Origin of the sequence: Streptomyces mutabilis (assembly GCF_046628145.1) — a bacterium.
Classification (GTDB): domain Bacteria; phylum Actinomycetota; class Actinomycetes; order Streptomycetales; family Streptomycetaceae; genus Streptomyces; species Streptomyces mutabilis.
The window spans coordinates 7,690,462-7,704,742 of sequence record NZ_CP176874.1 but is presented as its reverse complement, the minus strand read 5'-3'; the positions used below and the strand labels follow the sequence as shown (position 1 = coordinate 7,704,742).

The 14,281-nt window shown below is 69.9% G+C and carries 12 protein-coding genes and 3 pseudogenes; 6 read left to right on the top strand and 9 right to left on the bottom strand.

Features of this window, described 5'->3' with window-relative positions; translation table 11 throughout:
* Positions 1 to 9: 9 nt before the first annotated feature.
* From ACLIN4_RS34570 to ACLIN4_RS34555, 4 genes and pseudogenes are all read right to left on the bottom strand, one after another.
* Entirely contained in the window at positions 10 to 1,086 is a 1,077-nt protein-coding gene (locus ACLIN4_RS34570; protein ID WP_382020302.1) for a DUF1996 domain-containing protein, read from the bottom strand.
* 82 nt (positions 1,087 to 1,168) lie between these two features.
* Positions 1,169 to 3,265 carry a discoidin domain-containing protein gene (locus ACLIN4_RS34565; protein WP_382087206.1) on the bottom strand — a complete coding sequence of 699 codons (2,097 nt, stop codon included), beginning with the start codon at positions 3,263 to 3,265 and terminating at the stop codon, positions 1,169 to 1,171.
* A 332-nt stretch (positions 3,266 to 3,597) separates the two neighbouring features.
* On the bottom strand, positions 3,598 to 5,793 hold the full coding sequence (locus ACLIN4_RS34560) for a discoidin domain-containing protein (protein WP_307651573.1): 2,196 nt from the start codon (positions 5,791 to 5,793) through the stop codon (positions 3,598 to 3,600).
* Between the two features lie 184 nt (positions 5,794 to 5,977).
* A pseudogene (locus tag ACLIN4_RS34555) lies at positions 5,978 to 6,336 on the bottom strand (PQQ-dependent sugar dehydrogenase); the annotation flags it as partial.
* A 357-nt stretch (positions 6,337 to 6,693) separates the two neighbouring features.
* On the opposite strand from ACLIN4_RS34555, the gene ACLIN4_RS34550 reads away from it, so the two are divergent.
* The 5 genes and pseudogenes from ACLIN4_RS34550 to ACLIN4_RS34530 all read left to right on the top strand — a co-directional run bounded on the left by ACLIN4_RS34550 (position 6,694) and on the right by ACLIN4_RS34530 (position 7,962).
* Positions 6,694 to 6,822: a hypothetical protein gene (locus ACLIN4_RS34550; RefSeq protein ID WP_257101520.1), complete on the top strand. Its 129-nt coding sequence runs from the start codon at positions 6,694 to 6,696 to the stop codon at positions 6,820 to 6,822.
* Positions 6,819 to 6,905, top strand: a pseudogene (locus ACLIN4_RS34545) (hypothetical protein); the annotation flags it as partial. The gene ACLIN4_RS34550 and the pseudogene ACLIN4_RS34545, both read left to right, overlap by 4 nt.
* 193 nt (positions 6,906 to 7,098) lie before the next feature.
* A pseudogene (locus ACLIN4_RS34540) lies at positions 7,099 to 7,347 on the top strand (glycoside hydrolase family 16 protein); the annotation flags it as partial.
* A gap of 67 nt (positions 7,348 to 7,414) precedes the next feature.
* On the top strand, positions 7,415 to 7,612 hold the full coding sequence (locus ACLIN4_RS34535; protein ID WP_382087208.1) for a hypothetical protein: 198 nt from the start codon (positions 7,415 to 7,417) through the stop codon (positions 7,610 to 7,612).
* A gap of 170 nt (positions 7,613 to 7,782) precedes the next feature.
* A complete protein-coding gene (locus tag ACLIN4_RS34530; protein WP_107477266.1) occupies positions 7,783 to 7,962 on the top strand; it encodes a hypothetical protein in 180 nt (59 codons plus the stop codon).
* Between the two features lie 139 nt (positions 7,963 to 8,101).
* Here the strand turns inward: ACLIN4_RS34530 and ACLIN4_RS34525 are convergent, their stop codons facing one another.
* Positions 8,102 to 8,917 (bottom strand): AraC family transcriptional regulator, encoded by an 816-nt coding sequence (locus tag ACLIN4_RS34525; RefSeq protein ID WP_354671126.1) that lies wholly within the window; start codon positions 8,915 to 8,917, stop codon positions 8,102 to 8,104.
* 170 nt (positions 8,918 to 9,087) lie between these two features.
* Between ACLIN4_RS34525 and ACLIN4_RS34520 the strand changes: the two genes are divergently transcribed.
* Entirely contained in the window at positions 9,088 to 9,684 is a 597-nt protein-coding gene (locus ACLIN4_RS34520) for a TIGR03086 family metal-binding protein (protein WP_107477267.1), read from the top strand.
* Between the two features lie 108 nt (positions 9,685 to 9,792).
* Here the strand turns inward: ACLIN4_RS34520 and ACLIN4_RS34515 are convergent, their stop codons facing one another.
* The 4 genes from ACLIN4_RS34515 to abc-f form a co-directional block, all read right to left on the bottom strand.
* Positions 9,793 to 10,725, bottom strand: coding sequence for a serine hydrolase (locus ACLIN4_RS34515; protein WP_411576565.1), 933 nt, complete (start codon positions 10,723 to 10,725; stop codon positions 9,793 to 9,795).
* 5 nt (positions 10,726 to 10,730) lie between these two features.
* Positions 10,731 to 11,111, bottom strand: a complete 381-nt coding sequence (locus ACLIN4_RS34510; RefSeq protein WP_411576801.1) for a serine hydrolase domain-containing protein — start codon at positions 11,109 to 11,111, stop codon at positions 10,731 to 10,733.
* 506 nt (positions 11,112 to 11,617) lie between these two features.
* Positions 11,618 to 11,854 (bottom strand): DUF5302 domain-containing protein, encoded by a 237-nt coding sequence (locus ACLIN4_RS34505; RefSeq protein ID WP_100048819.1) that lies wholly within the window; start codon positions 11,852 to 11,854, stop codon positions 11,618 to 11,620.
* A gap of 79 nt (positions 11,855 to 11,933) precedes the next feature.
* Positions 11,934 to 13,562: a ribosomal protection-like ABC-F family protein gene (abc-f, locus tag ACLIN4_RS34500; RefSeq protein ID WP_289908212.1), complete on the bottom strand. Its 1,629-nt coding sequence runs from the start codon at positions 13,560 to 13,562 to the stop codon at positions 11,934 to 11,936.
* Positions 13,563 to 14,281: the final 719 nt, after the last annotated feature.

Sequence of the window (14,281 nt, the reverse complement as noted above, 5' to 3'; positions counted from 1 at the left end):
TGCGGCCGGTCAGGGCAGTCGGTAGTCCGCGTTCAGGACCGCGTCCCGCTCCGGGTGGTACAGGTCGTAGCCGCGCGCGTCACACTGGAAGCCGCCCACGATGCAACCGTCGACCAGCGCCTTGAGGGTCCGCTCCTCCCAGGCGTTGAAGAAGTCGTAGTGGAAGGAGTAGCCGCGACCACTGGCCAGCCGCACGTCGCTCATGTCACCGTTGACCGGCCAGGCCATCTTGAACTCGATCATCGGCACGGCGACCGGGTGGGACGCCGGACACATGTTGTCGTTCGTGCCCGGCTTGACGACCGGATAGGCCATGTGGCTCTTGTGGTCGGGCGTGTCGAGGTACTTTCCGTCCCAGCAACTGGGCGCCTGCATGCGCAGGTTGAGCTGGACGTCGGGCCGCTCCGGGCAGCTCGCCGGGATGTCGACGTTGAAGAAGCTGTCACCGCACTCCCAGCCCTCGACGAAGCCCTTGTGGCCGCGGAACTCCTCGGCGCTCTGCATGGGGTTGCCGACGACGAACCGCAGTCCCTTGGGGAAGGGACGCACGCTGGTGTAGTCGGTGACGCCGGCCTTGTAGTAGATGGTCTGCGGGCCGACCGGCAGGACCTTCTTGTCGCCCTTGTACAGGGACGGCATCCAGTACGCGGATGCGTCGGCCGGCGCGAGACAGGTGGTGTCGCCGCCGTAGAGGCTCGCCGTGGTGCTGCCGGCGTCCGTCGACGTGTTGCCCATGAAGGTGTGGTCGTGGGACTTGCCCGGCTGCCCCGGGTACACGATCGGGTCGTCCGGCGCGGTGTGCGTGACAGCGCAGTTGGCCTGGAACTCCTTGTGGTAGCGCGGCGGCGGAGTGTGTGTGGACGGTGTGACGCCGGTGACCGGAGGGACGGCCGGTATGTAACCGTCGCCGTCGGGGTCGTCGCCGGACGCCTGGGTCGACACCGCCGCGGTGTGTCCCGTGTGCTGGCCGACCGGGTCGGGACTTCCCGGATCGGCCGCGGTGGCGACCGTGCCGAGACCGAGGACCGATGCGACGAGAGCGCTGCCGAGAAGGAGCGCGGGGAGTTGTTTCGAACGCCATCTCATGGAGGGCCTCCAGCCCATGGTGGGGGATGGTGACCGGCAGGGGGCTGAGCGCTGCCTCCTGCCGGGGGCATGGCGTGGTGCGTCAGCTGTAGACGCCGAACTCGTGGAGCGAGTAGCCCCAGCCCGTCCCTCTGGCCGTCAGGTGGAGACGGACGTGCCGCGCGGTCCGGGCGACGTCGATGATGTCGACGTCACCGTTGCCGACGGTGGTGGTGTGGACCGTGCGCCAGGTGTTTCCGTCGTCGGACACCTGGACCTCGTAGGACTTCGCGTAGGCCGGGTCCCACACCAGTTGGAGCTTGCGGACGGTGGTGGGGGCGCCGAGGTCGACGCTGATCCACTGGGGGTCGCTCCAGTCGCTGGCCCAGCGGGTGTCGGCCCTGCCGTCCGTCGCCTTGGCGGGCTCGCAGGGGCAGTCGCCGTACGACTCCTGGAACGAGGAGGCGGTGGTCGGCTTGTTCAGCGCCACGTCGGTACCGGTGACCGGTGGGGCGACGACCTTGACCGACTTGGTCTCGATGCCGGCGTTGCCGCGGCCGTCCTCGGCCTGGATGTACACCTTCCACACGCCCAGCTTCTCGGGCGCGGTGACGGCGAAGGTGCCGTTGCCGGTGGCCCGCCACTCGGCCTCGACCAGGCGCTTGTCGCCGTTCGCGTAGTTGCCGCTGAGGAAGATCTTGTACGTGATCGGGTCGCCGTCGGGATCGCGCACGTCGGCACGCACGCTGAACTCACTGCCCGCAGGGGCCGAGGAGGCGGGGCTGACGGCCATGTTCGAGATGACCGGGGACGTGTTGTCGCCGCTCGTCGACCCGGTGTAGGCCCTCTTGACGGAGTAGTAGGACAGCCTCTTCAGACCGTCGGGCAGGAGGTTGAACCAGACGCCACCGAAGTCGTGCTCGATGCCGTAGTGGAACAGGGTGGCCCCGAGCGCGACGCCTCGATGGCCGGTGATGCAGTTCCACGCCTGGGTGTAGCCGTCCGCCTTCTGCACGTCGGTCGGCTCGTCGGGGACGCCGTTGGCGTCGTCCGGGACCTCCCACTCACCGGCCGGCCCGCCCTCGGTGATGATGTACGGCTTGGTGTAGCCACCCTCTTCCCAGTCCTCCTGCACGTTGCAGATGTCGCCGTAGGAGTTCATCGAGTACAGGTCGAGGTCGGGCGCGTTGCGCTTGTAGTACGGCCAGGCGCCGGTCCAGGCGTCGGTGGAGGTGACCGGGTGGTCCGGGTCGATCGAGTGGATCTTCTTGGCGACGTCGTTGACGAAGGAGGTGTAGGCGTTGCGCTGGTTCTCGAGTTCGGTGCCGCTGTAGCAGTTCTGCAGGCCGAGCACCGACTCGTTGCCGACGTTCCACATCAGCGTGGCGGGGTGCGACTTGTAGGTCTCCACCCACTTGGCGAACTCGGTCAACATGTCGTTCTTGTACGTGGTGTCGGTCACGTAGTTCACGCAGCCGCCGCTGCCCGGACCGCCGCCCGGCTGGAGCCAGAAGCCGTTGATCACCCGGATGCCGTTGGCCGCCGCGGAGTCCAGCAGCGGCTCGGTGCCGCCGTCGGTGCCCCAGGTGCGGATCGTGTTGACGCCCATCGACTTCACGTCGGGCATGTACTTGGGGGCGTCCGCGATGGCCGGACCCCAGGTCAGGCCCTTGACGGTGTACGGCTGGCCGCCGACGGTGAGCTGCCAGTTCCCCTGGGAGCCGGTCACCTCGACCGCTCCTCCTCCGACGGGAGGCGTGCCGTCCGCGGTCCCGTACACCTGGAACTCCCACAGGGAGTAGCCGTATCCGCCGGAGCGCTCGGTGCCCAGCATGCGGACGTAGCGGCCGGATCCGGGCACGGGGACCTCGTCCGTCCCGCCGTCACCGCCAGTCACGGTCTTCAGGGCGCGCCAGTCCGTCCCGTTGTCGGATGCCTGGATCTCATAGCTCTTGCCATACGCGCCCTCCCAGGTCAGCACGACACGACTGAGGTCGGCCTGCTGTCCCAGGTCGACCTGGAGCCACTGCGGGTCGCTCCACTGACTGGACCAGCGGGTGCCGGTGAGATCGCCGTCGACGGCCGCCGACGCGGCGTACGCGTCGCCCTCCTGCGAGGAGGCGGTGGCGGGCCTGCCCTGCGACAGCAGGGTGTCGGCCGCCTGAGCAGGCGGGGCGGTGAGGGTGAGCGAGGACATCATCAGCGCGCCGAGAACCAGCACGGAGAGGCCGGCCCGGCGACGGGTCAGGGCGAGTGGTGAGGGGGGTCTGAACACATCTGCTCCTGGCAGGTCGGAGTGCCGGGCGGGGAGCGCTCTCCAGGGTGGGTCCCCGTTCGGCGCGTGGCCGTGGCGTGCCGTTCGGATCGGAACGGCACGGTCACATGGGGGCGTTACGGGGGAGGGGCGGCCCCGGGCGCCCGGTGCGGGCACCGGGCCGCGGGCCCTCCGGACCGGGGCGAGGGGTGTCACCCGGACCGGAGGGGAGTCGGGGCCGGCGCTGCCGGATCATCCGGCTGCCGGCGGACGGACTGTCAGGGGAAGGACACGAGGGTGGACGGCACGGTCGTGGTTCCCGCGGGGACCGTGGACGCTCCGGTGTCGTTGATGACGTGGTTGTAGTGGCCCATGCCGCCGAGGGACACCACCAGCAGACTGTGGAACTTGATTCCTGGTTTGACCGGAGTCTTGAAGCCGTGGTGCTGACGGATGGACGGGTCCACGTTGTAGTTGCAGTAGCTGCCCAGACCCCACGCCTCGTGGGTGTCGACGGAGTCGTCGACCCGGTAGGCGGCGTAGCCCTGGGTGTCGCCGTTCTGGATGGCGGCCTGGTTCGGGGCGTCGTACGCCTTCTCGTTCTGGTAGAAGATCGTTCGTCCGCGCTCGCCGTACCACTCGACGTCGTACTTGTTGAAGTGCTCGACGAACAGGCCGGTGGCCAGGACGTCGTCGCCGTTGACGCGGACGCCGTAGTCGGCCCGGTTGGTCTCCCAGCCGACGCCCTCGCCGTGGTCGGCCCGCCACACCCAGGTGTGGTCGATGATCGTGTCGTGGCTGTTGACCACCATGCTGGTGGTCGCCTTGCCCGCACCCGCGCCGCCGATGCGGATGTAGACGTCCTGCACGGTGGTGGGGTTCGCCGCGTGCTCGGCGGACGCGCCCTGCGGGCCTACCTCCAGCAGGGTGGGGGAATTGACCGGTCCGGCGTCGATGAGGAAGCCGGCGAGGCGTACGCCGTCGACGTCGGCGACCTTCATGGCGGTCACCCCGTTGTCCGGGATGATCGTGGCGAGGCCGAGGCCCAGCACGATGGTGTTCGCCCGGTCGATGTCGATGGTCTGGTCGACGTGGTAGACGCCCGGGGTGAACAGCAGGTGCAGCCCCTGGTCGACGGCTGCGTTGATGGTCGCCGCGGTGGCACCGGGCTTGACCACGTAGAACCGGCTCAGGGGAATCGACTCGCCCTGTGGGGTGCCGTTCTCCCAGGTCGTGCCGCGCGCGTTGGTGCGCTTGGCCGGCGCGAACACCTTGTACTCGTTGCCGTCCAGGTACAGGAACGGCTTCTCGCGGGAGATGGGGGTGGTGTCCAGGGTCGTGTAGCGGGGCTCGGGGAAGCTGTTCGCCGGGGCACCCTCGACGCCGGAGAAGGTCTGGTTCCACACGGAGTTGGACCAGCCGCCGATGAAGCTGTCGCGGGTGTACCACTGCTGCTGCGAGTAGTTGCCGACCTGGCCGTCGATCTTGCTGTCGGCGATGTAGCCGCCGCTGGCCCAGCCGTAGCCGTTGGGCGAGAGGTTGAGACCGCCCTTGACGTGCATACGGCGGAACGACGCGGCCTGCGAGACCGCCCACCGGTTGGTGCCGCTGACCGGATTCACCGCGAGGTTCTCCGCGCCGCGCCAGAAGTTCTGGGTGGCGTTGCCGTTGAACCAGCCGGCGTCGACGGTGATGTCACCGTTGATCATCGTGTCGTCGGGGCGCAGGCCGAGACCGAGGATCTGGGTGTAGAAGCCGATCTGGGCGTTGAGGTTGTTGTACGTGCCCGGCTTGAACAGGAACGCGTGCCGGCCGCTGCCGAACTGCGCCGACTCCTGCTCCTCGAAGACCGCGTCCAGCTTGGCCTGGATGCCGGGCGTCGACGGGTCGACGATGTGCACGTTCGGGCCGAGATCACCGCCGCCGGGCAGGGTGGGACCGCCGTCGCCGGTGGTGCCGAACACCTTGAACTCCCACAGGGAGTAGCCGTATCCGGTGGCGCGGGCGGTGCCGAGCATCCGGACGTAGCGGGCGGTTTCGGAGACGTTCAGCGTCTCCGTGCCGCCGGCGCCCGTGGTGGTCGAGTACGCGGTCGACCAGTCCGTGCCGTTCTGGGAGGTCTCGATGCGGTAGGACTTGGCGTACGCGGCCTCCCAGCGCAGCTCGATCTGGCTGATCGTGGCCGTCGCGCCGAGATCGACGCGGATCCACTGCGGATCGGCGGCGGCGCTGGACCACCGGGTGCCGTTGTCTCCGTCGACGGCCGCGGTCGCCGGGGTGCCGTAGTTCTCCTGACTGGAGGCGGTCACCGGCTTGCCCTGGGACAGCAGTACGGGCGCGGCCTCGGCCTTCTGAGCGGGAGCGAAGGTGAGAAGGGCGGCGGCGAGAGCCGTGACCACCGCGCCGACGACTCCTCGGCGAACGGATCTGCGGGGTGGTGGTGGCGCAACTGACGCTACGTCAATTGTGGGCATGCGGAAGCTCCTTGGAACGTCTGGGGCATGGGGAGAGCGCGTTCCCCGGAACCTTGCCCGTAACGACACCGGCGGTCAAGAGATCTGTCATCACTTATCTTTCATCTTTCATTAAGTGGCAGTTGAGCGCCTGTCCGACAACTGAGCAGATCTCGAGGACCTTCTTCTCTCCGGCGAGGCCGCGGGTGCCGTCGATGGGGGCGTCATCGCCGGGCGTGCTCAGCTTGGGGGCGCGCAGTAGAGGCGGACGTGGCGGTCGGACGAGAAGCCGGGATCCACGGCGACTCCTTGCAGACCCTCCTCGTCGTGACTGTAGACGCCGAACTCGCCCGCGACGGCGGTCGTCCCCGCCGCGTTCGTCAGCCGGACGGTGCCGTCCCGCGAAGCGTGCAGGACCGAGCAGTCCGGCAGCACCGCCGGCGTCATGGGCTCGCCCGCCTCGGCCCCGCCCTTGGCGGGCGTGACCTACTGGAACTCATCGGCCGCGACGGGTTCCGCAAATGCGCGCCCAGGACCCTGGCGATGGGCGGTGGCCGGGGACATGGGCAGCGGGCAGGCGACGGCGCAGGCCGCGACGATCAGTAGGTAGGTAGCGGACACGTCTGCGTCTGAGCGGTGTCGTGCGCCCAGAGGATTCCCATGAGTGGAGCGGGATGGCGACAGGCAGGCCTCACCGGACTGCCACTCCACGCGCGAGGCGAAGTGTGCCGACGAACCTCCTGGTCACCTGGATGCCAGGGGTTGACCTGCGCCGCCTATAAGTTGATGCCCCGTCAAGCAGCAATCACCTGTTTTCTCAAGGTGAACGTAAACCATTGACACCATCCCTCGACAGCAGCAGGCTCCCCCTCCAGAGAGCGCTCCCTGCCCCTTCCTCACCCGCCGCACCGAGGAGCCGCCGTGAGTCCGACGCGCCACCGCCTGGGCCTGCTCATAGCCCTCGCGGTCATCCTGCTGTCGTTCGCCGTGCTGCCGGGTCCCCGCCCGCGCACGCCGCCGACACCCTGCTGTCCCAGGGCAGACCAGTGACGGTCTCGTCCACGGAGGACCCGTTCGTCAGCGCCAACGCCGTCGACGGCGACCCAGGCACTCATTGGTCCAGCGCCTTCGCCGACCCACAGTGGATCCAGGTCGACCTGGGCGCTTCCGCCAACGAACTGCAGTACTACACGAACGACGACAACGTGAGCATGGACGGCGCCGGTCACCTCGTCATCGAGGCACGCAAGCAGGCGATCCCCGGCCACCTCATGCCCGACCGACCAGCTCACCGGAAGCGGCACATGCCAGTACACCTCGGCCCGGATCAACACCGGGGACAAGTTCGAGTTCACGTACGGCCGGGTCGAGGCGCGGATCAAGGTGCCCAAGGGCAACGGCCTGTGGCCCGCCTTCTGGATGATGGGCGCCGACTTCCTCGACGGCCGTCCGTGGCCGTACAACGGCGAGGTCGACATCATGGAGGTACTCGGAAAGGACGTGAAGACCTCGTACTCGACCGTCCACGCACCGGCGTACAACGGTGGCGGCGGGATCGGAGGTCTCTACACCCTTCCGGGAGACGCCGACTACTCGGACGACTTCCACGTGTGGGCCGCACACTGGGACAGCAAAGGGCATCGTGTACAGCCTCGACGGCCGCACCGTCCTCACGCTCGACAAGGCCCGGATCGAACAGACCCGCGGACCGTGGGTCTTCGACCACCCCTTCTACCTGATCCTCAACCTCGCGGTCGGCGGCGACTGGCCCGGACCTCCCGACGCCTCGACCCCGTTCCCGGCGAAAATGCTGGTGGACTACGTGCGGGTCTACCAGTGACACGTCGTCCTTCGTGACCGTCACCGGACACCTCTCGGCGGCGGTCACCGGGCGCTGGGTGATCACCATGCCTCCGAGCCCTCGCGGGCCCGCACCCAGGCAGCCGTCGCTCCTTCACCTGGGGTTCCTCAGGCGAAGATGTGGTACATCCGGCGCTAAAGCGCGTCGGTGTGTTCGCGGAAACCGGTCGCGGCTCCTACGAGAGCAAGTACCTGACCTTCGATCCGGCGTCGTACGAATTCCTGGGGTTCCGCGACGAGCGGATCTCGGCTTCCGGGAAGAAGAAGTACACCCAGTTGTCGCACGTAGTGGACTGGGGGATCGTCGACCGGGTGAAGCAGCGCCCGTAGGCCGCTGACCCGCGGCCAGGACCCGCAGGGCCGCCGGGACACCGGCAGGTGGTCGCCGGCGGCCCTTCGCTCTGTCTCCGGAACCGGATCTTGCGTACTCCGGGCGGAACTTCAGGCACTCGCTGAAGTCCGTACCGCCTCAGGCCGCGCTCCGCGCCGTGTAGACGGTCGGCGGGACGCCCACGGTGGCGGTGAAGTCCCGCACAAGGTGGGCCTGGTCGGCGTAGCCCAGCTCCGCAGCGATCCCCGCCCAGTCCGCCGCTCCGTCCGCCGCGGCCCGTTCCAGTGCGTCGAGTACCCGATAGCGCAGGATCACCCACTTGGGACTCACCCCGACGTACGCCGCGAAGAGCCGCTGGAGTGCGCGGACCGAGAGCCCGCCCAGCTCCGCGAGGCGGGAGGTACGGCATACCGTGCGATCGCGGCGTGCAAGGTCGGCCAGCTCCAAGGCGAGAGCGGCCTGCGGGTCGGGGCGTGGCGCCAGGGAGAGCAGCCAGGCGTCGACGGCGGCGGCGCGGCGGGCGTCGTCGCGCTCCTCCCCCACGGCGGCGAGCGCCTCGGTGAGCGCGGGCCCGGTGCCGATGACCTCCTCCGCCGGAAGCCGGCGCCCGGTCCATTCCGCGACGGGCACTTCGGGCGCGAACGGCCGAAAGCCGCCCGGCCGGAACTGCACCCCCGCTACCCGTCCCGCACCTTCCAGCCGCTCGGTGTGTGCCTGCAGCCCGACCCCCGACACCTCGCACCGGGACCGCCCGCCGCGCCACTGCAGGACGGCGTTGACCGCCGGATGCGGCAGGACTCGCGCTTCGTACGGGGCGGGCAGGTCCCAGTCGATCAGCCAGTAGTGCTCGACGTACGGCCGAAGCGCGGGCGCCGGCGGCAGGCGCCGGAAGGAAATGCGGCGCAGCAAGGCCGACGGGCCGAGGATCCCTCGGGTGTCGCCACGGGGCACCATGCCCGAAGGACCGGGGCCTCCGGGGGCGGGGGTACGGGCGGCGCTGTCGCCGGGCGGGCCCGGGGAGGTGGCGGCTGAGGGACTCACGGGCCGATCCTAGGACCGGTCCGACCGGTCGATGTCGCGTTTGTTCAAGCCGGTCGCAACGCCCCACTCCTAACGTCGGAGGAATGACGTCCACATCCTCCACCCCCGCCCACGTCCCCGTCGCCGTCCTCCTCGACGCCGCCGCCCGCCAGGCCGTACCCCTGGTACACGGCACTGGGGACGACGTGCTCACCGCGCCCACCCCGTGTGCCGACTACGACGTACGGGCGCTCTTGGACCATCTGCATCACGTCGTCGTCCAGTTCCAGGAACTCGCCGCGAAGAAGGAGGCCGACTTCTCCACCACCCCGTCCGCCGTGCGTCCGGACACCGACTGGCGCGCCGCGTTCGCCCGGGAGGCCGGCGCGCTCGTGGCCGCGTGGGCGGTACCCGGCGCGGAGGAGGGCACCACCGGGCAGATGGCGTTGCCCGCGCGGACCGTCGCGCATATGGCGCTGCTCGACCTGACGGTCCACGCCTGGGACCTCGCCGTGTCCACCGGTCAGCCCTACGAGGCGGACCCTGCGGTCGTAACCGAACTGGTCGGTGCGGTGGAGGCCATGGCCCCGCAGGCTCGCGCGTACGGCGTCTTTGGGCCCGAGGTGCCGACGCCCGCGCACGCCACGGAACTGGAGCGGGTGCTCGCCTTGACGGGCCGAAACCCGCGGTGGAGGGCCTGAGCGCCGGGACCGGTACCGGGCGCGTCGGTGGTCCCGTGTCCTGTGGGACTCCGCACCGGGACGGAACCGGGTGCGCCCCCGCAAGAGAACCATCGCTCGGCCTGGTCCTCAACGCCAGCGTGCGGTGGGCAACTGCGTCCGCGGCCGGCGCGCCCACCCGCAGGGTGGATGCGGACCCGGCCACCAGCAGTGAGGACGTATCTGAGCCCGCGGGTGCCGAGCCCGCGAGGGCTGCGCGGGTGAAGGCCGTGCCGACGAAGCCGTGCTGGCGAAGGCCGTGGACAACCAGTTGGCCTGCCCGGTACCGCGCCGGGATCGCTCAGGGTGGACGAGGAGAGCTGTCACGGACGTGATGGACAGGGCGGCGAGCCGGCGCTCCAGAAATGTGTCGGGCAGTGCGGGCAGCACTGCCTCGCGCGACTCGGAATACCACGAGACGTCCGATCTGGCCCGGCCCACATCGACCGAGCGCCTACGCCTTCCCGCACACCGCCCGTTCGACCATCTCGCGCGTCGCTTCGTCCTGCGCCGCAGAACGCTGAGGGTCCCCGAAACGGGTGGTGAAGACGGTTGCGGCTGCGGAGACGTCACCGTCCGCGGTGACGGCCGACTCGGAGACGGTGCCGAAGGACGTACCGCCGTGGTACCAGACACCGCTGTCACAGCCGTCGACGGGACGCCAGGCGATGCCGAGCCCGTAGCGGGCCTTGTCGCCGCACCGGAGAAGTCGGGCGCCGGCACGGTGGTACGCATCTGCTCCAGTTGCTCCGTGGGCAGCAACGTGCCGTCCATCAGGGCGCGGAGGAAGGTGTTCATGTCGGTGGTGGTGCTGACGATGCCGCCGTCCGCGCCGCCGTCGACCTGGAGCGTGGTGTCGGTGGGGTCGTCCCGGCCGGGGAACTGGAGGCAGGCGGTGGCGGTGGGCTGGGGGACGTAGGCGGAGGTGCCCAGTGTCAGGGTGTGGCGAAGGCCGAGCGGCTCGATGATCCGTTCATGGATCTCCTGCTCCCAGGGATTTCCGGTGACCCGCTCGACGATCATGCCGATCAGGACGTAGTTGGTCTTGGAGTAGGCCCATCGGGTCTCGGCGCCGGGGTCCTTCGCGTCCGGCAGCCAGCCCGGAGCACGGGACATGGCCAACGCGACCTGCTCTTCGGGGGTACGCGCCGTGAACCGTTTCGCGCGATAGTTCTCGGGCGTGAGTTCCTCGGATCGCTGAACAGGATGTCCGTGTAGTTGGGCAGCCCGCTGGTGTGCTGCAGGAGATTGCGGACGGTGACGCGGCTTCCGTCGTTGCCGTTGCCCTTCACCACCCCGGGCAGCCACTTCTCGATGGTTTCATGCAGACTCAACTTGCCATCGGCGACCAGCTGAAGCGCGGCAACAGCCACGAACGTCTTGGTGTCACTGCCGATCCGGTAATACACGCCGAAGGGGATCCGCCCGCCCCGCGCCAGATCCCGGACACCGGCCCTGGCCTCGCGGTCCCGGCCCCTGGCGTCTCGCGCCTGCACGACCAGCCCGGAGGCTCCCGTGTCCACCACCGTGTACGCGTCCCGCTGCAAACGAGCACCACCCGCCGCTCCGTCGCCGCCACCCTGCGCCCAGGCCCCCGGCCCGAGCACGACGGCGCCCGCAGACCGAGGCAATGGCACGCGAAGACCAGGACAGCTACCGCCAGAACCGGGAGATCGAGGCCGCCCTCGCGGGGCCGCGGCAACGCCGGCGGCCTGCGCCGGCTCGCCGGTCAAGGTCACCGCTCTCGCCGGTCGCCCCGCCGAGGCCCCCTTGCAGACCCTTGGCCAGGCCCAGTCGTGGGCGGTGTGTTGACCCAGGTCCACCTCGGCCCCTGACCCCTTTGTCCCACGGATGCCCCGAAAACGGCCGCCCGGTCCGGGGCGCGGATCGGGCGGCCGTCGCGGGGTGGGGCCGGTCAGCCGGACTTGCGGCGGAAGTTGCGGGTCTGGCCCTTGGGGCCGTTGAGTCCCTTGATCTTCTGCCGCCCGTCCTGGTGGGCCTGCTGCGCCCGGCCCATGCGGGCCTTGCGGGCCAGTGCTTCCTGGAACTTCCGCTTGGCCTCGGTCTCGGGAGCCTCAGAGGTCTCGGTCTCGGGCGTGTTCTCCTGCGGCGTCTCGGTCTCGGGTGTGTTGTCCTGCGTGGTGTCGGTCATTGTGTTCCTCCAGTGCGGTAGGGGGTGGGCAGGGAATACCGGTACGGCGTGACCGTGGCGTGATCGCACCCCGAGCGCTTCACCGGGCGAGGGGGTGGTCAACGCCCCGGCCCGGCAGGACGAGGTGGTCGCCCTGCCAGCGTTCACGCAGGCGGCGGTCGTGGGAGACGAGGACCAGGGTGCCGGAGTAAGCGGCCAGGGCCTCCTCCAGGTCTTCGGTCACGGCCGGTGAGAGGTGGTTGGTCGGCTCGTCCAGGAGCAGGACGTCACAGGGGCGGCTGAGCAGCCGCGCCAGGGAGAGTCGCTGCCGCTGGCCCGTGGAGAGTTCCGTGACGCGGGCGGTGAGGCGGTCCTCGGTGAACAGGCCGAGGGACAGGAGCCTGGAGGTGTGGTCCTCGGCGGTGCCGGAGAAGCCGCGGGCGTAGGCTTCGAGGAGGGTCTCGCCGGGACGTCCGGGACCGGGTTCCTGGGGCAGGTGCCCGATGCGGCAGCGCCGGGTGACGTGGCCCTCGTCGGGTGCCAGGCGGCCGGCCAGTACGCGCAGCAGGGTGCTCTTGCCCGTGCCGTTGCCGCCGGTGATCAGGAGACGGTCGCCGGCCTTGACGGTGAGGTCGGTGGGGGCCAGGCGGCCGGTGACGCCGACACCTTCGGCGTCGAGGACCGTGCCGGTGAGTCGCCCGGATCGCAGGACCGGCGTGAAGCACAACGGCTCCGGTGGGGCGGGGACGGGGTCGGCGAGGAGCCGCCGCAGCCGCTCCTCCGCGTTGCGCACCCGACCGGCCAGGGACTGCTGGACGCGGCCTCCGGCCCGGTCGTAGGCCATCTTGTTGCCGTCGGTCATGGCCCGGCCCGGGGCGACGCGGCGGGCGGTGGTCGCCGCGGCCTCACGCTGGGCGGCCACCTCGGCCTCCCAGCGGGCGTGGTCCTGCGCCCAGCGCTGCCGGGCCGCGGCCTTCTCGGCGAGGTAGCCGGAGTAGCCGTTGCCGTAGCGGGTGACGGTACGGCGGTCGGCGTCGACCTCCAGGAGGGTGGTGGTGACGCGGTCGAGGAAGACCCGGTCGTGGGAGACCGCGACGGTTGTGCCGCGCCGAGTGCGCAGATGGTCCTCGAGCCAGGCCAGGGCGCTCGCGTCGAGGTGGTTGGTGGGCTCGTCGAGGAGCAGGACCTCGGGGGATGCGGCGAGCAGTCCGGCAAGGCGCAGGCGGACCTGCTCACCGCCGGACAGCTCGCCGAGGGCGCGGTCGCGCGGGAGGTGGGCCAGGCCGAGGCCGTGCAGGGCGCGGTCGACGCGGGCGTCGGCCTCGTAACCGCCGCGCAGTTCGAAGACGGTCGTCAGGTCGCCGTACTCGGTGAGGACCCGGTCGTCCCCCGCGTCGCCGGACATGGCGGCTTCGAGCACCCGCATGCGGCGCTCGATGGCGCGCAGGTCGCTCAACGCGTCGTCGACGGCCTGTTGGACGGTGTGGTGCGGCGGGAGCATACCGTCCTGCGGGAGGTAGCCGACGCCGCCCTCCGTCTGGACGGTGATCTCCCCGCTGTCGGGCCGTTCGACGCGGGCGAGGAGACGGAGCAGGGTGGACTTGCCGGACCCGTTCTCCCCGATGATGCCGGTGCGTTCACCGGCGGTAAGGGCACAGGTGACGGAATCAAGGACGAGTCGGCCGTGGTACGACTTCGTGACGGCGCGGGCGCTGATCTGCGTGGGCAAAGAGACTCTCCGGGACGTTCGTGAACGGGGCGGCCTTGGTGGACCGCAGGGTCGGACGAGCGTCCCGGTCGAGCATGCCGGCTCCTTGGTGCGACGACAGGTGTGTAGAGAGGCTTGCATGGGGCGGTGGCGGGGGCAAGCGGATTTTCGGTGCCGTGCCGGAGGCGGGCGCCGGAACGGCGGGCGGAACCGTGTCCGCTCCACCGGCAGGGGTCAGAGGTTGTCGCCCCAACCGCCCTGGATCACCTGCTCGACGTCGTTCTCGACACTGAGCGCGTCTTACTGCTCGAACCAGGCGTCGAGACTCGCCCGGTCCTCGGCGGTAGGTGCCACAGTCCAGGACACCCCCTCATACGTCGTCCCGGCCCGAAGATGTGCGCCATACCCTCCATCCGAGTGACGAGATCGATCACCGGGGCACACCAGCGCGCGTGGGGTCCTCGGTAACCCCGGCCGCTGACTCCGCCGGGATTCCTCGGTAGGGCCGACCAGGCGGTGGTGTCACCCACCCCGTGGACCGCTCGCCCCCTCTGTGGAACCGCGTAGCCCACGGTCACCGTGCATCAAGGAGTCCACATGGACGCGCACGCCGAGGGGCCCACCTCACCAAGCGGGAGGTGGGCGGGCCGACCAGCCGGACCGCCGCCCCGCACGCTGCTGTTGCGCCCTGAGTGCGCCTTGTGATCCCGGTTCACTCAATTAGGTCTGACCTGGCTTTT